General features: G+C 71.8%; 18 protein-coding genes. 3 read left to right on the top strand and 15 right to left on the bottom strand.

Annotated features, from left to right (window positions below; all coding sequences use genetic code 11):
* Nucleotides 1-39 precede the first annotated feature (39 nt).
* On the top strand, nt 40-930 hold the full coding sequence (locus tag AAHG03_RS21825; protein WP_342153168.1) for a hypothetical protein: 891 nt from the start codon (nt 40-42) through the stop codon (nt 928-930).
* 117 nt (nt 931-1,047) lie between these two features.
* Nucleotides 1,048-1,464 carry a hypothetical protein gene (locus tag AAHG03_RS21830; RefSeq protein ID WP_056248681.1) on the top strand — a complete coding sequence of 139 codons (417 nt, stop codon included), beginning with the start codon at nt 1,048-1,050 and terminating at the stop codon, nt 1,462-1,464.
* A gap of 254 nt (nt 1,465-1,718) precedes the next feature.
* On the opposite strand, the gene AAHG03_RS21835 is transcribed toward AAHG03_RS21830, so the two are convergent.
* From AAHG03_RS21835 to AAHG03_RS21850, 4 genes are all read right to left on the bottom strand, one after another.
* Nucleotides 1,719-2,891, bottom strand: coding sequence for a M20 aminoacylase family protein (locus AAHG03_RS21835; protein ID WP_342153170.1), 1,173 nt, complete (start codon nt 2,889-2,891; stop codon nt 1,719-1,721).
* A 294-nt stretch (nt 2,892-3,185) separates the two neighbouring features.
* Entirely contained in the window at nt 3,186-3,584 is a 399-nt protein-coding gene (cueR, locus tag AAHG03_RS21840) for a Cu(I)-responsive transcriptional regulator (protein ID WP_342153171.1), read from the bottom strand.
* Nucleotides 3,581-6,067 (bottom strand): heavy metal translocating P-type ATPase, encoded by a 2,487-nt coding sequence (locus AAHG03_RS21845; protein WP_342153172.1) that lies wholly within the window; start codon nt 6,065-6,067, stop codon nt 3,581-3,583. The genes cueR and AAHG03_RS21845 overlap by 4 nt, the downstream gene beginning before the upstream one ends.
* A gap of 46 nt (nt 6,068-6,113) precedes the next feature.
* Nucleotides 6,114-6,446, bottom strand: a complete 333-nt coding sequence (locus AAHG03_RS21850; RefSeq protein WP_342153174.1) for a four-helix bundle copper-binding protein — start codon at nt 6,444-6,446, stop codon at nt 6,114-6,116.
* Between the two features lie 372 nt (nt 6,447-6,818).
* On the opposite strand from AAHG03_RS21850, the gene AAHG03_RS21855 reads away from it, so the two are divergent.
* Nucleotides 6,819-8,234 carry a GGDEF domain-containing protein gene (locus AAHG03_RS21855; RefSeq protein WP_342153175.1) on the top strand — a complete coding sequence of 472 codons (1,416 nt, stop codon included), beginning with the start codon at nt 6,819-6,821 and terminating at the stop codon, nt 8,232-8,234.
* A 32-nt stretch (nt 8,235-8,266) separates the two neighbouring features.
* Here AAHG03_RS21855 and AAHG03_RS21860 read toward each other — a convergent pair whose 3' ends face one another.
* From AAHG03_RS21860 to AAHG03_RS21910, 11 genes are all read right to left on the bottom strand, one after another.
* Nucleotides 8,267-8,674, bottom strand: coding sequence for a hypothetical protein (locus AAHG03_RS21860; protein WP_342153177.1), 408 nt, complete (start codon nt 8,672-8,674; stop codon nt 8,267-8,269).
* A gap of 66 nt (nt 8,675-8,740) precedes the next feature.
* A complete protein-coding gene (locus AAHG03_RS21865; RefSeq protein WP_342153179.1) occupies nt 8,741-10,012 on the bottom strand; it encodes an ATP-binding protein in 1,272 nt (423 codons plus the stop codon).
* Between the two features lie 19 nt (nt 10,013-10,031).
* Nucleotides 10,032-11,084, bottom strand: a complete 1,053-nt coding sequence (locus tag AAHG03_RS21870; protein ID WP_342153180.1) for a lysylphosphatidylglycerol synthase domain-containing protein — start codon at nt 11,082-11,084, stop codon at nt 10,032-10,034.
* A gap of 180 nt (nt 11,085-11,264) precedes the next feature.
* Nucleotides 11,265-11,912 (bottom strand): uracil-DNA glycosylase, encoded by a 648-nt coding sequence (locus AAHG03_RS21875; protein ID WP_342153253.1) that lies wholly within the window; start codon nt 11,910-11,912, stop codon nt 11,265-11,267.
* Between the two features lie 214 nt (nt 11,913-12,126).
* Nucleotides 12,127-12,876 (bottom strand): PIG-L deacetylase family protein, encoded by a 750-nt coding sequence (locus tag AAHG03_RS21880; protein ID WP_342153255.1) that lies wholly within the window; start codon nt 12,874-12,876, stop codon nt 12,127-12,129.
* Nucleotides 12,873-14,111, bottom strand: a complete 1,239-nt coding sequence (locus tag AAHG03_RS21885; protein WP_342153182.1) for a glycosyltransferase family 4 protein — start codon at nt 14,109-14,111, stop codon at nt 12,873-12,875. Before AAHG03_RS21885 ends, AAHG03_RS21880 begins: the two co-directional genes overlap by 4 nt.
* Nucleotides 14,108-15,001 carry a sugar phosphate isomerase/epimerase family protein gene (locus tag AAHG03_RS21890; protein ID WP_342153184.1) on the bottom strand — a complete coding sequence of 298 codons (894 nt, stop codon included), beginning with the start codon at nt 14,999-15,001 and terminating at the stop codon, nt 14,108-14,110. The genes AAHG03_RS21885 and AAHG03_RS21890 overlap by 4 nt, the downstream gene beginning before the upstream one ends.
* Entirely contained in the window at nt 14,998-16,623 is a 1,626-nt protein-coding gene (locus tag AAHG03_RS21895) for a YcaO-like family protein (protein WP_342153185.1), read from the bottom strand. Before AAHG03_RS21895 ends, AAHG03_RS21890 begins: the two co-directional genes overlap by 4 nt.
* A gap of 193 nt (nt 16,624-16,816) precedes the next feature.
* Nucleotides 16,817-17,842, bottom strand: a complete 1,026-nt coding sequence (locus tag AAHG03_RS21900) for a Gfo/Idh/MocA family protein (protein WP_412759783.1) — start codon at nt 17,840-17,842, stop codon at nt 16,817-16,819.
* The gene (locus AAHG03_RS21905; RefSeq protein ID WP_342153189.1) at nt 17,842-19,023 is read right to left on the bottom strand and encodes a class I SAM-dependent methyltransferase; all 1,182 of its coding nucleotides are present in this window, start codon (nt 19,021-19,023) and stop codon (nt 17,842-17,844) included. Before AAHG03_RS21905 ends, AAHG03_RS21900 begins: the two co-directional genes overlap by 1 nt.
* Before the next feature lie 28 nt (nt 19,024-19,051).
* Nucleotides 19,052-19,972, bottom strand: a complete 921-nt coding sequence (locus AAHG03_RS21910; RefSeq protein WP_342153191.1) for an HD domain-containing protein — start codon at nt 19,970-19,972, stop codon at nt 19,052-19,054.
* Nucleotides 19,973-19,977: the final 5 nt, after the last annotated feature.

Consider the following 19,977-nt stretch of genomic DNA (forward strand, 5'->3'; position numbering starts at 1 on the left):
AGGATGGAGCATGCCCCCTTCACGCCGCGAGGACGTGCCATGCCCCCCAACCTCGACGAAGCTCTCGTCGCGGATGCGCGCGACGACCACCACGACCTGCGCGGTCTCGCCCAGCCCCGGCGGATGCGCCGCGCCCGGCTCGCCGCGCAGCTCACCGCCTGCGCCGCGCTGATCGCGGGCCTGTCGCTCGTCGCCCGCGAGCGGATGACCGCCCCCGAACCGCGGGACTGGGCCGACCCGCCCCGCAGCGAGGCCGCGGCCCCGCGGATGGTGGCCTCGGCCGAGCCCCTGCTGACCCTGACCGCTGCCGCCTCCGATCTGCCGGTGCCGCCGCCGCAGGCCGAGCCGAGCCGGTGGGACGCGACCCGCGGCCAGCGCGAGGACAGCGTCAGCCAGGGGCGTTTCGACGCCATCGAGGCGCCGTGGCTCCTCGTCACCGCGACCGATCCGGGCGTGGCGCGGACCGAGCCCGCCCCGAGCCTGTTCGTGACGCTGGTGCGCCGCGCCGCCGACGGGCGGGGCCTGTCCGTCACCCGCACCGGCGAGCGCGGCGTGGTGGCGACCCGCTACGGCAGCTTCGAGACGATCGAAGCGGTGCTCGCCGGCGACGGCAGCCGCACCTGCACGGGTTTCCGCAGCCTCGACCTCCACAGCTTACGGCTCGACGGCTGGCTCTGCGGCATCCTCGGACAGGCGCCGGAGCGGCGGGCGGTGGCCTGCGCCATCGAGCGGATCGCCCTCTCGGGCCGGGTCGCGGCGGCGCTCGGCGCGGGCGAGACGGGCAAGGGCGGCACGGGTGCCTGCGAGCCGGAAGCGGTGGCCGGGGTGCTCGGCGACCACACCGGCTCGATCGCCATGGCCACGGCGGCGGGGTCGGTCGCGGCCCTTGGTGCCGGGCGACACATTACGGCAAAACGGCGGCGGAAATGATCGGCTCCCCGCCACAATCGGGGAACAACGGCCACGCCTGGGCGTCTACCCTGCAACACAGGCGGGATTCTTAACGAAGGCCCCGATACGGTCCCCTCGCAATCAACAAGGTGTGCCATGCGCTCGACCAAGATCGCCCTCCTGGGCGCCATGACCCTCACGGCAATCGGCTTCGGGACGGCGGCCGAGGCGCAGGGTCCCTACGGCAATCCCGGTTACGTGCGCGTGAGCCAGCCCCTGCCGATCCGCATTCGTCCGCGCTCCTGGCTCGACGCCGGCAACGTGGTCGAGCCGGGCAACGGCTCGGTCTCGAACCCGGCCACCAACCCGGCCTTCATCGCCGCCTCGAACCAGCTGAACCCGGTCTACGGCCGCAACGACCGCTTCGGCAACGGCATCCTGCCCGACCCGATCACCAACGGTCCGTTCATCGGCGCCCGCTCGACGGCGATCCGCAACGTGGATCTCTCGTTCATCGACGGGATCGACCCGACCTCGTACGTCTCGCGCACCGGCATGAACCCGTACCGGTAAGCCGTTTTTCCCGACGACGGTTGGACGATTGCGGGCCCTGCGGGGCCCGTTTTCGTTTGTCCGAAGGCCGCCTCACATGAGGCAGCCTCTTACTAGCCTCCCCGTCATTCCGGGGCCGCGCAGCGGAACCCGGAATCCACGACTGGCCGCGACGCTTCGTAAAGCCGGCGCATCACGGGTGGATTGCACGCCTCGGGCGCGCCCCTCCGGGTCCGGGTTCTCGCCTACGGCGAGCCCCGGAATGACGGGGAGGGTCACGCCCCCTTCGGCAACCCCGTCTCGATGATCCGCGCCCACAGCGAGGCGCCGTACGGAATTGCCGCGTCGTTGAAGTCGTATTCCGGGTGATGCAGCCCCGCCGACGGACCGTTGCCCATGAAAATGTAGGCGCCGGGCCGGTGGGCCAGCATGTAGGAGAAATCCTCCGCCGCCATCATCGGCGCCACGTCGCGCTCCACCGCCTCAGACCCCACCACCTGCGCGGCGACGTCGGCCATGAAGTCGGTCTCGGCCGGGTGGTTCTCGGTGGCCGGGTAGCCGCTGGCGAAGTCGACGCTTGCGGTGGCCCCGAAGGCGGCGGCGACGCCGGTCACGATCTCCTCGATGCGGCGGAGCACCAAGTTACGCACCTTCGGGGTCAGCGCCCGCATGGTGCCGCGCAGCTCGGCCCGCTGCGGCAGCACGTTGAAGGCGTGGCCCGCCTCCACGGCGCAGACCGAGACCACCGCCGAATCGAGCGCCTTCACGTTGCGCGACACGACCGATTGCAGGGCGACCACGATGTGGCTGCCCACCAGCACGGTATCGACCGCCGCGTGCGGCAGGGCGGCGTGCCCGCCCCTGCCCTCGACATGGATGGTGAAGCGGTCGGTCGAGGCCATGATCGGGCCGGGGCGGATCGCGAAGGTGCCGAGCGGCTGGTCGGGGATGTTGTGCAGGCCGTAGACCGCCTCGACGCCGAAGCGCTCCATCATCCCGTCCTTCACCATCGCCTCGCCGCCCCCTCCCCCTTCCTCGGCGGGCTGAAAGATCAGCACGGCGCGCCCGTCGAAATCGCGAGTCTCGGCGAGGTATTTGGCGGCACCCAGCAGCATGGCGGTGTGCCCGTCATGGCCGCAAGCGTGCATCTGGCCCGGCACGGTCGAGCGGTAGGGCAGGTCGCGCACTTCCTGGATCGGCAGCGCGTCCATGTCGGCGCGCAAGCCGATGGCGCGGTTCGAGGCGTGGCCCCGGCCGCGGATCACCCCGACGACGCCGGTGCGGCCGATGCCGGTGGCGACCTCGTCGCAGCCGAATTCCCGCAGCTTGTCGGCGACGAAGTCGGCGGTGCGGTGCACGTCGTATTGCAGCTCGGGATGCGCGTGGAGATCGTGCCGCCACGCGGCGATCTCGTCGGCGAGGCCGGCGATGCGGTCGATGACGGGCATGGATCTTGAACCCTTGCGGAGCAACGTCCGAACGTCCCGGATCGTCCCCAGCAAGCAGAAGGCCAAGGCCGGGTCAACGGCGAAGCTTGTTTTTGGGACGGGGCCACGCAGGTGGTCCCTCCGTGGTTTCGGCCCCACCACCGTCATTCCGGGGCGCGAAGCGAACCCGGACCCGAAGGGGCGCGCCGGAGGCGTGCAATCCACCCGTGATGCGACGCTGCGCAGGGCGTCGCGGCCAGTCGTGGATTCCGGGTTCCGCTTCGCGGCCCCGGAACGACGGCGGAGCGGTGAGGCTCACCCCTCCCCGGCAAGATCATCCAAAATCGGACAATCCGGCCGCCCGTCGCCGCAGCAGCGTTCGGCCAGATTCTCCAGGGTGCGGGCCATGGCCTCCAGTTCGCGGATGCGGCGGCGCAGGTCGCCGACATGGGCGAGCGCCAGCCCCTTCACCGCGGCGCTCGCCCGCTCGCGGTCGCGCCAGAGCGCCAGCAGGTCGGCGATCTCGGCCATCGAGAAGCCGAGGTCGCGGGCGCGGCGGACGAAGCGGAGTGCGTGGAGGTCGGCCTCGCCGTAGACGCGGTAGCCGGACGCCGTGCGCTCGGCCGGCCCGAGCAGGCCGGTTTCCTCGTAGTAGCGGATCATCTTGGCCGAGACGCCGCTGGCGCGGGCCGCCTCGCCGATGGTGACGCTCATGGCGTGCCTCCGGCGCGGCGCAGGCGCAGCGCGTTGCCGACGACGAAGACGCTGGAAAGCGCCATCGCGCCCGCCGCCAGCACCGGCGAGAGCTGCGGCCCGCCGAACACCGCGAGCGCGCCCGCGGCCACCGGGATCAGGGCGGCGTTGTAGGCGAACGCCCAGAACAGGTTCTGGCGGATGTTGGCCATGGTGGCGCGCGAGAGCGCGACCGCCTCGACGAGGCCGGTGAGCGCGCCCGACATCAGCACCACGTCGGCGCTCTCGACCGCCACATCGGTGCCGGTGCCGATGGCGAGACCGACTTCGGCTTCGGCCAAAGCGGGCGCATCGTTGATGCCGTCGCCGACGAAGGCGACCGGGCCGTGGGCGGCGCGCAGGCTCCGCAGGGCCTCGACCTTTCCCTCGGGCAGGAGTTCGGCGCGCACCTCTTCGATGCCGAGCGAGCGGGCCACGACCTGCGCCGTCGCGGAGGCGTCCCCGGTCAGCATCGCCACGGTGAGGCCGCGGGCCCGCAGGGCCGCGACCGCGGCGCGCGCCTCGGGCTTGACCGGATCGGCCACCGCCAGCAGGGCGGCGAGGCGACCGTCGAGGGCGAGATGGACCGGGCTCTTGCCTTCGCCGGCCAAGCGCTCGGCTTCCGCGGCCAACGGGGCGACATCGACGCCGAGCCGCTCCATGTGGCGGCGGTTGCCGAGCGCGACCGCGTTGCCCCCGACCCGCGCGGTGACGCCGTGGCCGGGCACGGCCTCGAACGCAAAAACCTCCGGCAGGGTGCCACCCTCGGCGCGGGCGGCCTCCGTGACCGCGCGGGCGATGGGGTGCTCGGAGCGGGCCTCGACGGCGCCGGCGATCGCCAACGCCTCGGCCCGCCCGACGCCGGGCGCCACCAAAAAGTCGGTGAGGCGGGGGCGGCCTTCCGTCAGCGTGCCGGTCTTGTCGAGGGCGACGACGCGGGCCTCCTGCAGGGCCTGCAACGCCGCGCCCTGGCGAAACAGCACGCCGCGCTCGGCGGCGCGGCCCGTCCCGACCATGATCGAGACCGGCGTGGCGAGCCCCATGGCGCAGGGGCAGGCGATGATGAGCACAGCGATACCCGCGACGATTGCCGGGCCGAGCGCGGGCGCCGGGCCGAGCGCCAGCCAGCCGAAGAAGGTCAGCGCGGCGACGCCCATGACGGCGGGGACGAACCACAGGGTGATGCGGTCCACCAGCGCCTGGACCGGCAGCTTGCCGCCCTGCGCCTCCTCGACCATGCGGACGATGCGGGCGAGCACCGTGTCGGCCCCGGTGCGGGTGACGGTGAGATCGAAGCCGCCGGTAGTGTTGAGCGTGCCGCCGACGACGGACGCCCCCTCGCCTTTCCGTACCGGCACCGGCTCGCCGGAGATCATGCTCTCATCGACGTAGGATTCGCCCGCCGTCACCGTGCCGTCGGCGGGCACGCGCTCGCCGGGACGCACCCGCACCCGGTCGCCGACGCGCAGACTCTCCACCGGCACTTCGTGTTCCTCATCGCCGTCGAGGCGGCGGGCGGTGCGGGGCGAGAGGTCGATCAGCCGGGCGATGGCCGCCCCGGCCCGGCCGCGGGCGCGGGCTTCCAGGGTCCGGCCGAGCAGGATCAGGGTGACGATGAGGACGCTCGCCTCGAAATACAGATGCGCCGCTCCCGCCGGGAGCCATTGCGGCGCCGCGACCGAGACGAGGGAGTAGAGGTAGGCCGCGCCCGCGCCCAGCGCGACGAGGGCGTTCATGTCGGGATGGCCGCGCAGCAGGTTCGGCACGCCGACGCGGAAGAAGCGCCGGCCCGGACCGGCGAGCACGAGGGTCGCCAGCACGGCCTGAAGCCACGCCACGGTGCCGCCACCGAGCCGGCTCGCGAGCGCGTGGTGGAAGCCGGGAAACAGGTGCCCGCCCATGTCGAGGACGACGACGGGGGCTGCGAGCGCGGCCGCGATCACGAGGTCGCGCCGCAGGGCCGCTTCCTCCTCCGCCTGACGGTCGGGGCGGGTGGTGTCCGCGGCGCGCTCCGACGTGAGCGGTTCGTAGCCGGCCTCGCGGATCACCGCCTCGATCTCAGTCAGCGAGACGGTGCCGACGGCGTGGCGCAGCTCGGCCCGGCCGGTGGCGAGGTTGACGCTCGCCGCGACCGCGCCGGGAAGGCTCAGCAGCGCGCGCTCGACGCGGCCCGAGCAGGAGGCGCAGCTCATGCCCTCGACCGTGACCGCGGTGACGGTCTCGGGCACGTCGTAGCCGGCCTTGCGGATCGCCGCCACGGCCGCGGCGGGCCGGGCGCCGGTCAGGCTTGCCCGACCAGTCGCGAGGTTGACCGAGACGTCGCGGGCTCCTGGCAAAGCGGCCAGCGCCCGTTCCACGCGGCCGACGCACGAAGCGCAGCTCATGCCCTCGACGGGCAGGCTCAGCCGGGACGGCGTTTCGTCCGCGCGGGAGGAGGAGACGGGGCGGTCTGCAATGGCTTCCATACGCGACAGATGGGGCTTCCCATGATGGGAAGGTCAAGGGCGCAGGTCAGGCCGCCATCGCACGGCATTCGCGCTCGCAGGCGCGGCAGGCGGCAACGCATTCGTCCATGTCGCCGACGTCCTCGCAGGAGCGGGCGCAAGCCGCGCAGATCTCGGCGCAGGCGCCGCATTGATGGCGATGGACCGGGCTGCCGATCAGCATCATCTGCGCGCTCGCCCGGCAGGCTTCGGCGCAGGCAAGCATGAGGCGAAAGTGCTCCGGCTCGACATGGCGCCCGCCCGTTTCGAGGCAGTGGTTCGAGGCCATGCCGAGGCAGGTGCGGTAGCAATGGAGGCAGGCCTCGAGGCAGGCCTGCATCGCGTCGGGAGTGTGGGCCATGTGATGGCTCCGCCGTGATGGGAGAAAGGGTCTCCCCCGGCCAACCGGGGGGCGCACGGCCCCGTTCCCAACCTCCAAGCCTGCCGCCCGTGGAGACGAGGAGCGCCGTCCGATTATCGACGGGCAGGGTTCCGGACGCCTCGGCGCCGGACGGATTCACTGCTTTCGCGAACCGCATCGCCGCACCGCCATCGGCAATTGCAGACATCCGGCCTAGGCCCGACGGCATAGCCACGGACAAATATACACATTATCCAATATTTCAGGCGAACCGCCATGGTGTTATAGTACCATTACCCGGGACGCCATTTCCTCCACCTAGTCAAAGCCTTCAGAGCGAGCGAGGTCGCGTCGGAGCCCATGGAACGCGCCATGACTGCACGATCGGTGGAAAGCCTCGTCGGCCTGCTCTCCTTCCTGCTCGCCGCGGGCACGATCCACCTTACGAGCGACGGGCGCGACATCGCGGCGGTGTGGCCGGCCAACGCCGTGCTCCTCGCCGCCCTGCTCGACCGCCGCCCCGGCACCGGCACGGGGGTGTACGTCGCCGGCTTCCTGGCCAACCTCGCCGCCAACATTCTTACGCGCGGGGTGAGTATCGGCCTTCCGCTCTACGGGCTGTGCAACCTCGTGGAGATCGGGCTCGCGGCCCGCCTGCTCCGGCCCGCGCTGGGGGAAGACGGCCTCCTGAGCGCGCCCTCCGTCGTCGGGCGGTTCATCGTGGTCTGCGGCCTCCTCGCCCCCGCGCTCAGCGGCGTCGGCGGGGCCACGATCGCCGCGCGCCTGTACGGGCAGGACTTTTGGGATTCCTTCACCACCTGGATCCTCAGCGACGGCCTGGGCCTGCTGATCCTCACGCCGTTCTTCTCGGCGCTGCTGCGGGGCGACTATCGCCGGTGCTTCGCCGACAGGAACGGACGGCAGCGCCTGGAAGCCGCGGGGCTGCAGGCGCTGACTGCGGCGGTCGCCTACGGGGTGTTCTACGTCGCCGCTCGGCCGCTGCTGTTCGTGCTGTTCGGCCCGGTGATGCTGGTGACCTTCCGGCTCGGACGGCTCGGGACGACGCTGGCGGTGATGATCATCGCAGCGATCGGCGCCGTCGCGACGCTCAGCGGGCATGGGCCGATCGCCACGATCGCGCCGGACCCGCGCGAGCAGGCCGTGCTGTTCCAGCTCTTCCTGGCCGGGCTGCTGCTGACCTGCCTGCTGGTGGCGGCGGCCCTCTCGGCGCGGGGCGCGCGCTTCACCTCGCTGTCGCGCAATGCCGAGGCCTTGCAGGTCCAGCGGGCGGAACTCGCGCGTCTCGCGGCCACGGACGCCCTGACCGGCATCCTCAACCGCGCGGCCTTCGGCGCCACCGCCCTGGCCGTGATGCAGGACCCGTCCGGCGCGCCGCTGAGCCTGATCGCGGTCGATCTCGACCTGTTCAAGCCGATCAACGACCGCCACGGCCACCGCACCGGGGACCGGGCGCTGATCCATCTGGTCTCGGTCCTGCAAGCGGGATTGCGCGAGCACGACGCGATCGGGCGCGTCGGCGGCGACGAGTTCCTCATCCTGCTGCCGGGGACCGAACGCGACCAGGCCGAGGCGATCGCGAAGCGGCTGCAGGAGGCGCTGCACCGCGCGCCGATGACGCTCGACGACGGCACCGCGCTGCGGCTGGCGATGTCCTGCGGCGTCGCGCAGCATCGACCTGGGACGAGCTTCGAGGAGTTCGTCCACACGGCCGACATGGCGCTCTACGCCGCCAAGCGGGCCGGGCGCCGCGACGCGTCGGCGGCGTAAGGCTGCGGGCCGATGCGGCGCAGGGAAGACCTCTACTCGTCGCTCAGCCTCAGCCTGCCATCGACGAAGACCGCTCGCGCCCAGGTGTCGGCATAAGAGTCGGCCCCGAACCGGTAGTCCTTGGTCCATTTTTCGGGCGGCAGCTGCATGAACCCGCCGACTCGGACCTCCCCTTGGGTGAAGTGCGATCCGCAACTGGTGGTGTCGTAGAGGACGCCGAACGTGCGCGGAAGCTCGCCCCGGATGGGCCGCACGATCCGCAGGCGTGCAAACCGCTGGAATTCCGAGACCTTTCGGACGCGCAGCACCTTCACCTCGCCAACGAGGATGCGTTCGGGCCATGTCACGACGGAGCCCGGTGCCGGAAGCCGGATATCGCATGCCAGCGCGGTCGTTGCCGACGGCAGCAGCATCGCAAGACACATCAACCCGAGGCGCATCGACCCTCTCCCCCATCGACATCGCGGTCTTCACACGGCCGCGGCGGAAGCCGCGAGCCTCGCCGGTCATCCCTCCGGCGACGCCTCCGCCACCTCCGGCCGGTACGCCGGCAGCGTCACCCGCACCGTCGTGCCGGCCCCGAGCTCGCTCTCAATGCTGAGCCGGCCGCGGTGGCGGTTGAGGCTGTGCTTGACGATGGCGAGGCCCAGCCCGGTGCCGCCCTGCTGGCGGCTCGACGCGACGTCGACCCGGTAGAACCGCTCGGTCAGGCGCGGGATGTGCTCGGGCGCGATGCCGGGGCCGGCGTCGCTCACCCGCAGCTCGATCCGGTCGGGGCGGCCCTCGCCATCGGCGACGCGGTGGAGCGAGATCGTCACCACGCCGCCGCTGCCGCCGTACTTCATCGCGTTCTCGACGAGGTTCTCGATCACCCGCTGAAGCTCGTCGCGCTCGCCCAGCACCGGCATCGGCGCGTCGGGCGCCTCGACCGACAAAGCGATGCCGCGCTCGCGGGCGAGCGGGGCCTGCATATCCACGAGCTGGCGGGCGATCCGGGCGAGATCGACGGGACGCGTCGGCGCCACGTGCTCGCGCAGCTCGATGCGCGAGAGCGAGAGCAGGTCGTCGATGAGCCGCGTCATCCGCTGCGCCTGGGTGCGCATGATCCCCAAGAACTGCTCGCGGGCGCGGGCGTCGTCGCGGGCCGGGCCCTGGAGGGTCTCGATGAAGCCGAGCAGCGCCGAGAGCGGCGTGCGCAGTTCGTGGCTGGCGTTCGCCACGAAATCGACCCGCATGGTCTCCAGGCGGCGCGCCTCGGTGAGGTCGCGCAGGAACAGCACGATGTTGGGCTCGCCGCCCCCCGGCATCTCGGGCATCGGCAGCGCGCCGATCTGCACCGCGAAGGCGCGCTCGGTCGGCAGGCGGGCGACGTAATCGACGGTCAGGCTCGCGCCGGTGCGCAGCACCTCCTCGATGCCGTCGAGGATGTCGGGGGCGCGTAAGGAAAACGAGAGCGGATGGCGCAGCTTCAGCCCCGGCAGCAGGCGGCGGGCGGCGGGGTTGGCCTCCATCACGACGACGCGGCGGTCCACGAGGATGACCGGATCGGGGATGTTGGCGAGCAGCGCCTCGGCGACCGCATGGCGGGCGGGCAGGCCGGGCTCGCGCGGGGGCGGCGCCACCGGGCGCCGGGTGCGGCCGAGCAGGCCGCCGACGATCAGAGCGGGCACGGCCGAGACGATCAGGGCGGTATCGACATGGCCGGCGAGCGCCGCGCCGGTGAGGACGACGGCGACCGTCACCGCGGCGCCGATCCAGGCCGACGGGTCCGAGGCCACGGTCAGGTCCTCGCGCGCATCACGGGTCGTTCGCCGCCCGGCGGCGGCGCAGCCGCGACAGGCCCTCGTAGACGCCGAGCATCAGCAGGGCGAGCACGAAGGGCACGAGGTAGTAGCAGATGCGAAACAGCAGCAGCGAGCCCAGCACCTCGTCGCGGGGCAGGTAGGACAGGGCGATCAGGATGGTGGCCTCGAACACGCCGAGGCCGCCCGGCGCGTTCGAAGCGATGCCGAGCATGGCGGCGAGCACGTAGATCGCGAGGAACGTGGTGAAGCCGAGCGTCATGCCGTCCGGCAGCAGCACGTAGAGCACGGCCGCCGCCGCGCAGACGTCGCCGATGCCGACCAGCATCTGGCTGAACGAGACGGTGGCGCCGGGAAGTTCCAGCTGCCACTGGCGCACGGTGATGTAGCGGCGCTTGACCGAGACCCAGGCGATGTAGCCGAGCACCGAGCCCAGCGCGCCGAAGCCGAGGATCTGGTTGAGCCGCACCGTCGTGTTCACGCCGATGCTCTGGAAGGTGAGGCTCGCGAGCTGCCCCGCCTCGATGATGAGGCTGAGGCCCAGCACCACCCCCATGCCGAGCCAGAAGGTGAAGCCCGCGATCACCGTGAGCGCGGCGATCTTGGCGGCCGAGAGCCCGCGCTTGGAGTAGATCCAGTAGCGGATCGTCGCCGCGGTGATGAGCGGGAAGCCGAGGGTGAAGCTCACCGCGTAGCTCGTGAACGAGGCGAGCGCCGTCGTCCGGTAGGGCACCTTGAGCCGGAGTTGGCGCAAAGCCAGCGCGTCGTAGCAGGTGAGGAACAGGTAGCTCACCGCCACCATCCCGAAGGCCTCGGCGAGTTGCCGGTTGGTGACCTCGGTGAAGGCCTTCTGCAGTTCGGCCCAGGTGATCTCTTCCGAGAGCTTCCACAGCACGAACAGCGAGGCGAGGATGAGGATGATACTCGCCAGCGTGCCGAACCAAGCGTAGGGGCCGCGCTTCACCTTCGGCCCGGCGGCCTCGCCGTCCGAGGCGGCCTCGGCCGGTGCGGCTTTGGCCGCCGGCTTATGCTTTCCGGCAAAATTCATCTGAGATCGGCGCACGCCTCCGCTGATCGCCCGCCTCGCGCCGTCGGCGCGCGTCGCGACCCGAGCGGGTGCCCTGCTCGCCCGCCCCGGCGCATTTAGGGTCAAAGCCCGCCAAAGGCCAGCGAGCGCGCCGACGATGCACACCCGCCCTGCGCGCCGATGGCGACGGACACGGCGATGTCATCCCTTCGCGGCGAGCCGGATTGCCGCCTCGCGAAAGCCGGCCAGGATGCGCTCGCGCACCGCGGGCGACGTGCAGACATAGGTCGGGCTCGGATGCGGCACCGGAATCACCGGCAGATCGGGCCGCAGTTCGGCCAAGGGTGCGGCGGCCTGCGCGGCGAAGCGCCCGGCCGGCACCACGACGGCGAGCCGCGGCAGCAGCGCGAGCAGCGGGGCGAAGTAGGGCGCGGCGGCCTTAGCCTCGGCGCGCCGCGGGGCGCGGTTGCGGGCGCCGGGCGCGTGGATCACCCAGGGGATGGCGTTCCAGATCAGCGTGTTGCCCCGCGCGATGCCGGCCTCGGCGAGGAAGCGGAACAGGTTGGCCGCCGTGCCGGTGGCGTTGTCGCGGGAGACGAAGCCGGTGCGGCCGATCGACGGACCGGGGGTTTCGAGGAGCAGCAGCAGGCGCGCCGCGACCCCGCCGTCGAGCGGGTCGGGATCGGGCACGGGGGCGCCGCGCTCGGCGGCGATGGTTCGGGCAAGCGCCCGCAGGGGGGCGATGTGCGGGGCGCCGAGCAGGGCGCGGCGGGCTTCGAGGGCGGCCGGGTCGGCGAGGGTTTTGGGGGTGGTGGGTGGCGCCCCGGCGTGCCTCGGATCATCCGGGATGTCCGTCGGGCCCTCCGAGCCGCGTCGAGCGCGGGTCCCCTCCCCCTTGCGGGGAGGGGTCAGGGGTGGGGGTCGGCCAGAAGGCACCACTGCGCTCAATCCTGAACCACCCCCACCTCCTACCTCCTCCCCGCAAGGGGGAGGAGACGCTCCGTCCTGCTCACGAAACGGCGGGCGGGTACGGGAGAACCAACCTCGCCTGAGCCAAACCGGATCAGCCCAAGATCCCATCCGGCAACCGCCCTTGCACCAGGAACCGCTCGATCCCCTGCTCCGCGGCGAGCCGCGCCTTCAACCCCTCCGCCCCGCCGAACTGGAACCCGATCTGCGAGGCATACGCCGCGCAGGCCTCGGCCTTGCAGCGCTCGGCCTCCGCGCCGAGGCGGACCGTCTGCTCGGGATAAGGCTCGAACAGGTGGCGCAGCGGCTCCTTCGGCGTCGCGTCGCGCACGGTGTAGGGAAAGTCGCGCCACCACAGCACCGGCAGCGGCGGCTGGGCGCCGCGGAAGGCGCGCACGACCTGGACGTGATCGACATGGCCGCCGACCGCTTGCGGCGCGAGGATCAGGTCGGGGCGCGTGTCGGTCATCAGGCGTTCGAAGGCGTCGGCGAGGTTGAGGCCGACGTTGTCGTCGGGGCGCAGTTCCGCGAACAGCTCGGGGGCCGATGCGTAGCCGCGGTGCGGCGCCTCGCGGAACGGGAGATGGACCGGGGGCTCGATGCCCAGCGCCTCGGCCGCCACCACGTCTTCCGCCCGGCGCAGAGCCATGTAATCGACCTCCGCCCCGAGTCCCTTGTCGAGCTGGCAGGCGAGCGCGAAGCCCTTTGGGTCGGCGACGGAGGCGGTGAACACCGTCGCCATCACGACCTGCCAGCCGTTGGCGGCCAGCCGCGCCAGCGTGCCGCCCGCCGAGAAGGCGGCGTCGTCGAGATGGGGCGAGATCGCGAGGGCGACGGGCATCAGAGCAGGTGCGGCTCGGCGCGGAAGCGGCAGGACGGATCGTAGGGCAGTTCGTCCGCAAAGTCCGTGTGCGGTGCCTTCCCGGCGACCTGCGCGTACACATCCATGATCTGGCGCCCGACCGCATTCCACGAATAGACCCGGCGGCACTCCTCCAGCCCGTCGCGGGCGAGGCGGTTGCGCAGGTCGTCGTCCTCGACCACGCGGCCGAGCGCCTTGGCGAGCGCCGGCACGTCGCCGGGGTTCACGAGCAACCCGTTCTCGCCGTCGCGCAGGCAGTCCGAGACGCCGACCGAGTGGGTCGAGACCACGGCGAGCCCCGAGGCCATCGCCTCCAGAATCGTGTTGGAGAAACCTTCCGCGTAGGTCGGCGAGACGAACACGTCGGCCTGGCGGTAGAGGTCCGGCACGGTGTCGTAATCGGCGTAGCCGGTGAAGCGCACCTGATGCGAGGTGAAGCCGATGGCCTCGGCGCGCGCGCGGGCGGCGTCCACGTCCGGGCCGATGCCGGAGATGGTGGCGTCGAACGGCAGGCCGGCCTCCCACAAGCGCTCCAGGGCGTCGAGGAAGTCGAGCACGCCTTTCCGGCGATCGACGCGGCCGTGATAGAACAGGCGCACCGGCTCCTCGTCCTCGCGCTCGGCCTCGAAGCGCGCGCCCGGCGTGAACCGGGCGGTGTCGACGGCGCCCGGCACGATGGTGAAGCGGGCGGGGGCCGAGCCGAGCCGGTCGCAGACTTCCCTCACGAAGGACTCGCCGCCGATCAGAAGGGCGTTGGCGTGGGCCAGCACCTCGACCATCGCGACGCGGTGGGTCTCGCAGCAGGAGCCGACCCAGTGGCCGTCGCCCCCCTGGATCGACACCACGGTGGGCAGGCCGAGCCGCTTGCCGGCGACCAGCACGGCCCAGCCGGTCGGGTAGCCGTACTGCGCGTGCAGCACGTCGAACGGCTTTTTCGCGTGCTCGGCTTGAATCGTGGCGATCATCTCCTCGATGTCGCGTTCGAAATCGCCGTTTTCCTGCTCGCCGCGCTGCTCCAGGCCGATGACGTGGACGCCCGGCACCGGGGGCGGCGGGCCGCCGCCATAGACGCGCGTGCCGAATTCGTCGCCGCGGTACTGCGAGATCATCGTAACGTCGTGGCCCGCCCCCGCAACCTCGCGCAAAAGATTCTGGGCGTAGACGCTCATGCCGGAGATCGCCGGGAAGTAGCGGCGGCTGACGAAGCAGATTCTCATGGATTAGGCAGTCCCGGAACGGGGGTCTCGCGGGGCGTCTCGTCCGGCCGGGGCAGGCCGGGGCCGGGGCGGCGGCACGTGCGCAGGTATTCGAGGGCTTGGCCCACCATCACGTCGGCCCGGTGCGAGTCGCGCGACAGCTCCACGCAGACGAGCTTTTGGAAGCCGATACCATCGAGGGCGTCGAGAACGGAGGCCACGTCCATGTCGCCCTCGCCGAAGGGCAGATGGATGTGCTCGCCCCGCTTCATGTCCTCGATCGCCACCGTGCCGATCCGGGGTGCGAATTCCGTCACCGCCGCCGCCGGGTCGCGCTCCTGCGTGACGAGGCAGTGGCCGGTGTCGAGAGCGAGATGCAGGCCGGGGATGTCGAGGTCGGCGAAGTCGTCCAGCGTCTCGATCAGCATGCCGGGCTCGGGTTCGAGCGCGGCGACGACGCCCTTCTCGGCGGCGAAGTCGGCGACCTCTTTGAGACCCTCGATCAGCCAGCCCCGCGCCGCGCCGTGATCGACGCCGGGTTTCGGCACGCCGGCCCAGAACGAGACGGCCTCCGAGTTCAGGATCTTGCCGATTTCGATCGCCCGCTTGAGGAAGCCGACCCGGCGGGCACGGCCCGCGGCGTCGGCGGTCACCAGCGTCGGCTCGTGCTTCGCGGTCGGGTCGAGCAGGAAGCGGGCGCCGGTCTCGATTACCGAGCCGAGTTCGAGCCGGCTCAGGATGCTGGCGATGCGGTCGGCCTCGACCACCCAATTGTCGGCGAAGGGGTCGAGATGGTGGATGTCCAGCGTCAGCGCGACGCCGTCGTAGCCGGCGTCCCCGATGAGGCGGATCGCGTCCTCGATCCGGTGGTTGGCGGTGCCGTTGGTGTTGTAGGCAAAGCGCAGCGTCATGCCGGCCTCCGATCGGCGCGGCGGCCCTGGCGCTCGTAGCGGAACGGGGCGTGGTGCGATTCCGGCTCGCGGTAGAGCGGGTAATGCGAGCCGACGATCTTTTCGGCGAGCGCCGTGTCGAACAGCGGCTGGCCGCCGAAGCGTTCGATCGCCTCCGGGGGCAGGCGCACGGGGAGCAGCGTGTCGGTGGGGGTGCCGAAGCGGATCAGCGGGTGGTCGCGGTCGATGAGCTTGCGCGTATTGCGCTCGCCGATGCGGTAGTAGCTCATGGTCTCGACTTCGAGCCCCGGCACGATCGCCTTGACGACGCCGATGCCGCCGCCGGGGGGCGAGCAATCGACGTAGAGCACGTCGAACCCGGCCTGCTCCAGCCGCTCGCGGGCGATTCTTCCGCGGGCATGGCCGTCCGGCGCGGGGGTCGTCGGCAACTCGGAAAACGCCTTGGTGCTGCGCTGGGAATAGACCGTCTCGCCGAGCACCCCGCGGAGTTCGGCGGGCTTCATGTCGATCCAGGCGAGCATGGCCTGGAGCGCGCGGCTCTCCTCCAGATCGAGACTCGGCAGCGCCTTCTGGATGAAGGCCTCGACGTAGCCGGGGGGCGCCACGGTGTCGGCCAGCGCCAGCGGCCCGTGCCCGAAGGTTTTTCGCACACGCGCCGCCTGGAATTCCAAGAGAGCCTTGCGCAGAGCGCGTTCGCGGTCGGGGTCGCAGGCCTCGCCGCAGGCCGAGAGTGCGATGGGCGCGGGCGTGCGGGCCGGATCCTCGTCGTAGCCGACGACGTAGAGGTTGGTCATGCCGAATTCGTCGGTGGCGAATTTCGGGAGCGCCCGGATGCCGAGCCCTTCGAGGCGGTCGAGCATGGCGCGGGTCTCGGGGCCGATGCCGGTAAGATCCAGCATCACGCCCTGGTCGAGCGCGCGGAACAGCAGGCCGTTGCCGTCGCGCTGGAGCATTTCGAGCAGGCCGTGGCCGAGCGCAAACTCCACGTCCGGGCCGGCGCCGAGGCCGTTGGTGATGAGGTTGGTGAAGGGCTGGTAGCCCTGGCGCAGCTCGAAATAGTCGGTCGCGGCGACATCGAGGGGCGCCCAGACGGATTCACCCGTTCGCGCCCGCACGGCGCGGGTCCAGTCGAGGGGGGTGTCGCGGTCCACCGAGGAGCCGGCGGGGAGGCCGAGCGTCAGCGGATCGACCACCGCGCCCGCGCCGTGGACGCGCACGAGGTCGTGGTAGGAGCGCTGGTCCTCGTTGTCGCCGCCTCGCGCCCGCAGGCGCGGCAGCAGGGCGACCGAGGGCATCAGGTTCTCGGCGATCTCGGCCACCGCGCCGATCAGCGCCTCGTCGTCGGTGGCGCCGTAGCCGATGCCGGACGGCATCGCGCCGACATAGAACGGATCGTCGAGGAAGAGCGCCACGAACCAGACCGGGATGCCGGTGCGGTCGAGCCCCGCGAGGTTGAAGCCGACGACGCGGCCCTCGGGCAGCACGTCGAGATAGGCCCGCACCGGCTCGGGCAGCCGCTCGGGCAGCCCCTCGATGACGCGCGGGGCGCCGCGGCGATAGGCGCGGGGCGCGGCGAGCGTCGCGTGGCGGGCGCGGTCGTCCCGGTCGAGGGTCTCGGTCATCGCTTTTCCATCCGCAGAACCGAACCTCGTTCCACCCTCACCCTCATCCTGAGGTGCTGAGCGCAAGCTCAGCCTCGAAGGAGGGCTCCAGTATGCGCGCGATCCGCTGGAGCCCTCCTTCGAGGCTGCTTCGCAACACCTCAGGAAGAGGGGGTTGGGTGGGACGGGGCCAGTTTCCTCTCTCTGGTTGCCTTCAGGCCGCGTCGCGGCCCGCGGGCGTGCCGGCCGCCGCGTAGGCGCGGGCGATCAGGCGCATGGTGTGAAGGTCGCGCTCGGCGTCCCAGGCGGCGCGCAGGGCCGGCTCGCGGAGCGCTCGGCCGAAGGCGCGCACCTGTTCGAGGAAGGGCGAAGCGTCGGTGTCGAAGGGGATCGGCCGGCTCGCGCCGGTCGCGCCGTCTGTGAAGGTCACCGAGCCGCCCGCGGTCTGGCCCATCGTGTCGATGGCCGTCAGCAGGCCCCCCGTGCCGACCACTTCGAGGCGGCGGCGCGGGAGCGCATCGGGGCAATTGTAGGCGACGTTGAGTTGGGCCAGCGCCCCGCCCTCGGTGCGGCCGATCAGCAGGGCGCCGTCATCGACGGCGTAGTCCTGGGCGCGGGCCTGGGTCATGGCGGCGATCTCGACGAGGGGCTCGCCGAGGAGGAAGTCGACGAGATCGAGGCCGTGGGGGGCCAGATCCATCAGGGCGCCGCCTCCCGCCTGGGCCGGGTCGATGCGCCAGTTCGGTTGCCCCTGAAACGAGGTCCAGGCGCGGTCGAGCCAGCAGGCATAGACGATGCGGACCGCCGTCACGGTGCCGATGCGGCCGTCGCGGATCGCGGCGCGCAGCGCCGCGTGGCCGGGGTGATGGCGCTGGTCGAAGGCGGTGCCGTAGAAGGCGCCGGACCTGCGCACGGCCGCCGCCATCGCCTCGGCGTCGGCGAGGATCGCCGCCATCGGCTTCTCGCAGAGCACCGCCTTGCCGGCGGCGCACAGCGCCTCGACGGCGCCGCGGTGGAGATGGTTCGGGGTCGCGACGTAGACCGCCTCGACCTCCGGCTCGGCGATCAGGCCGGCGAGATCGGCGTGCGCGCGGGCGCCCTCGGCCTCGGCCGCAGCCCGCGACGCCTCGCCCGGATCGGCCACCGCGACGAGGCGATGCCCGGCGGCGCGGATGCCCGGCGCCATGTAGTCGCGGGCGACCCAGCCGTAGCCGACGATGCCCCAGCCAACGGGTTTCATCACCAGCGCTCCGGCAGATCGACGTATTCGCGCCGCCGCACCCGCTCGACCTCGGGCGCGTCGGGCTTGCCCTCCCAGGCGATGGCCTGGGGCCCGTCCGAATGCAGCGGATAGGTGGCTTGGGTCGCGTATTCCGCCTCGTAGCGCTCGGACGGCCAGCGGATGGCGAAGCCCTCGTCCTCGGCCGCGTAGAGCGGATTGAGCTGGAGCCTCGCGTCGGCGGGCGGCAGGGTGATGCCGTCGATCACCGCGCGGGGGGCCGGGCGCATGCCGGGGCCGGCGACCACCGAGAACGCCTCGCAGGTCTTGAGATGGCCGGGCTCCTGCGGCTGCGGCGCGCGGGCCTCGACCAGCGCCCGGGTCAGTTCGGCATCGTCGTAGACCAGCGCGTCTGGGAAAAGCTCTTCCACTTCAGCGGAAGAAATCGCCTTGCCGGCCGAGAAGCCAGGGCGGCCGCTGTTGTGGATGTGGCTCACCGCGAGCCAGCCCTCGTCGCCCGCGGTCTTGCGCAGGCAGGCCAGCACGCCGGGCTTGTCGTCGAGGAAGTAGAAGGCGTCGTTGCAGATCACGAGATCGACCGGCGCCTCGGCGATCGGCCAATGGGCTGAGGCCGCGTCGAAACAGACGAACTGCGCCTTGTCGCCGACGACCCAGTGACGGGCGACCCAGAGCTTGGCGAACACCACGTCGCCGCCCGCGACCTTGACGCCGCGGCGGCGCAATTCGCGCAGGTAATGGCCGATGCCGCAGGCGAGTTCGAACGCGCAGCCCGGCTCGTTCCAGTGAGCTTCGAGCAGACTCAAGCCCGCGAGATAGGTCGGGTCCGACCAGCGGTTGACGAAGTAGTCGCCGACGCGGCCCCAGCCGAGGAGATCGACGGCCTCGCGCAATGTCAGCCCATCGCGCTCGGCGATGAGGCGGCGCAGGTCGTCCGGGTCGGCGGGCGGCCCGGTCCACCAATCGTCCTGATCGGCGAGCAGCAGGATCAGCGCCTCGTCCTCGCGGTCGGCGTCGAGCGCTTCCAGCACGACCTCGACCAGCCGCGCGCGGCCGGTGCGGAGATAGGGAATGCCGTCGATCACCGGCCAACGCTGGCCGGTCTCGACATCGCGCAGGGCGTGCGCGCCGTCGGCCTTCAGCGGATGGCCGGTCTCGGGGGAGAGCAGATCGAAGGGGATCATGACCGGGTGGGCCGGAGCGCGTTCTGTGTCACGGAATCCGCATATCGGTCAGCACGCGATCCTGGAAAGCCTTCACCGGCCCGGCATGGACCAGTTCCATCTCGCCGAGCACCGTGTCCATGGTGAGCGAGGCCGCCCGCAGGTGCTGGGCGATCTGCAGGACGCGGTCGATCGAGTCGGCGGCGTGGAAGGCGCGGCCCTCCGCGGTCGCGTCGTCGGGCAGCACCGCACGGGCGGAGCGCACGGTTTCGCGCAGGGGCTGGTCCAGTTCGTCCAGCGCCCATTCCGAGCAGCGCGCGACGATGGGCCAGAGATGGTCGCCGAGCAGCATCTCGCCGGTGAAGCCGGCATCCGGCATCGCGGCGTTGTGGAAGTGGTGAGCCATGGCCGCCAGAAAGACCGTGGTCGGGTCGGCCCGGTAGAACGGGCTCAGCAGCACGCCGTAGACCGCCACGACGAGGCAGTGCTCGGCATGGTTCTCCGGCGGCTCCAGCAGGATGCGCGGCTTGCCCGGACAGGTCACGCCCGCCCGCGGCTGCTGCGCCAGCGCGCCGACGAAGCCGGGCACGGGGCCGGCTTGGAGGTCGGCCGGACGGCGCAGGGCCTCCCGCAGCCGCTCGTGCAGCGCCGGATCGACATCTTCGGCGACCGCATCGAGCCCCGCCACGAGGATGGCGGAGGCTTGGGTATCGTCGAGCCCGACCGCGGCGAGGAACGCCGCGTCGAGGTCGCAGAGCCGCGCGGCGGCGAGCGCCTTGGCGGTGATGTCGAGGGCGACCGTCTCCGGCGCCGTGCCGCCAGTGAGCGCCGACCACCCTTGCGCGAACAGCCGCTCGGCGATGGAGCCGTCGCAGCCCGCCGAGCGGACGCGCTTCAGGTCGCCGAGTTCGACCAGGAGGTCCCGCAGCGCGAGCGGCGCCGCGGGACCGGTCTCGGAGAATCCCGCCACGGGCG

It is taken from the genome of Methylorubrum subtropicum (assembly GCF_038442325.1).
GTDB lineage: Bacteria > Pseudomonadota > Alphaproteobacteria > Rhizobiales > Beijerinckiaceae > Methylobacterium > Methylobacterium subtropicum.

Bases quoted from the DNA above. Each gene is read 5' to 3' on its own strand.
- AAHG03_RS21825 (WP_342153168.1), top strand. From the start codon at position 40: ATGCCCCCCAACCTCGACGAAGCTCTCGTCGCGGATGCGCGCGACGAC.
- AAHG03_RS21830 (WP_056248681.1), top strand. From the start codon at position 1,048: ATGCGCTCGACCAAGATCGCCCTCCTGGGCGCCATGACCCTCACGGCA.
- AAHG03_RS21835 (WP_342153170.1), bottom strand. From the start codon at position 2,891: ATGCCCGTCATCGACCGCATCGCCGGCCTCGCCGACGAGATCGCCGCG.
- cueR (WP_342153171.1), bottom strand. From the start codon at position 3,584: ATGAGCGTCACCATCGGCGAGGCGGCCCGCGCCAGCGGCGTCTCGGCC.
- AAHG03_RS21845 (WP_342153172.1), bottom strand. From the start codon at position 6,067: ATGGAAGCCATTGCAGACCGCCCCGTCTCCTCCTCCCGCGCGGACGAA.
- AAHG03_RS21850 (WP_342153174.1), bottom strand. From the start codon at position 6,446: ATGGCCCACACTCCCGACGCGATGCAGGCCTGCCTCGAGGCCTGCCTC.
- AAHG03_RS21855 (WP_342153175.1), top strand. From the start codon at position 6,819: ATGACTGCACGATCGGTGGAAAGCCTCGTCGGCCTGCTCTCCTTCCTG.
- AAHG03_RS21860 (WP_342153177.1), bottom strand. From the start codon at position 8,674: ATGCGCCTCGGGTTGATGTGTCTTGCGATGCTGCTGCCGTCGGCAACG.
- AAHG03_RS21870 (WP_342153180.1), bottom strand. From the start codon at position 11,084: ATGAATTTTGCCGGAAAGCATAAGCCGGCGGCCAAAGCCGCACCGGCC.
- AAHG03_RS21885 (WP_342153182.1), bottom strand. From the start codon at position 14,111: ATGAGAATCTGCTTCGTCAGCCGCCGCTACTTCCCGGCGATCTCCGGC.
- AAHG03_RS21890 (WP_342153184.1), bottom strand. From the start codon at position 15,001: ATGACGCTGCGCTTTGCCTACAACACCAACGGCACCGCCAACCACCGG.
- AAHG03_RS21895 (WP_342153185.1), bottom strand. From the start codon at position 16,623: ATGACCGAGACCCTCGACCGGGACGACCGCGCCCGCCACGCGACGCTC.
- AAHG03_RS21900 (WP_412759783.1), bottom strand. From the start codon at position 17,842: ATGAAACCCGTTGGCTGGGGCATCGTCGGCTACGGCTGGGTCGCCCGC.
- AAHG03_RS21905 (WP_342153189.1), bottom strand. From the start codon at position 19,023: ATGATCCCCTTCGATCTGCTCTCCCCCGAGACCGGCCATCCGCTGAAG.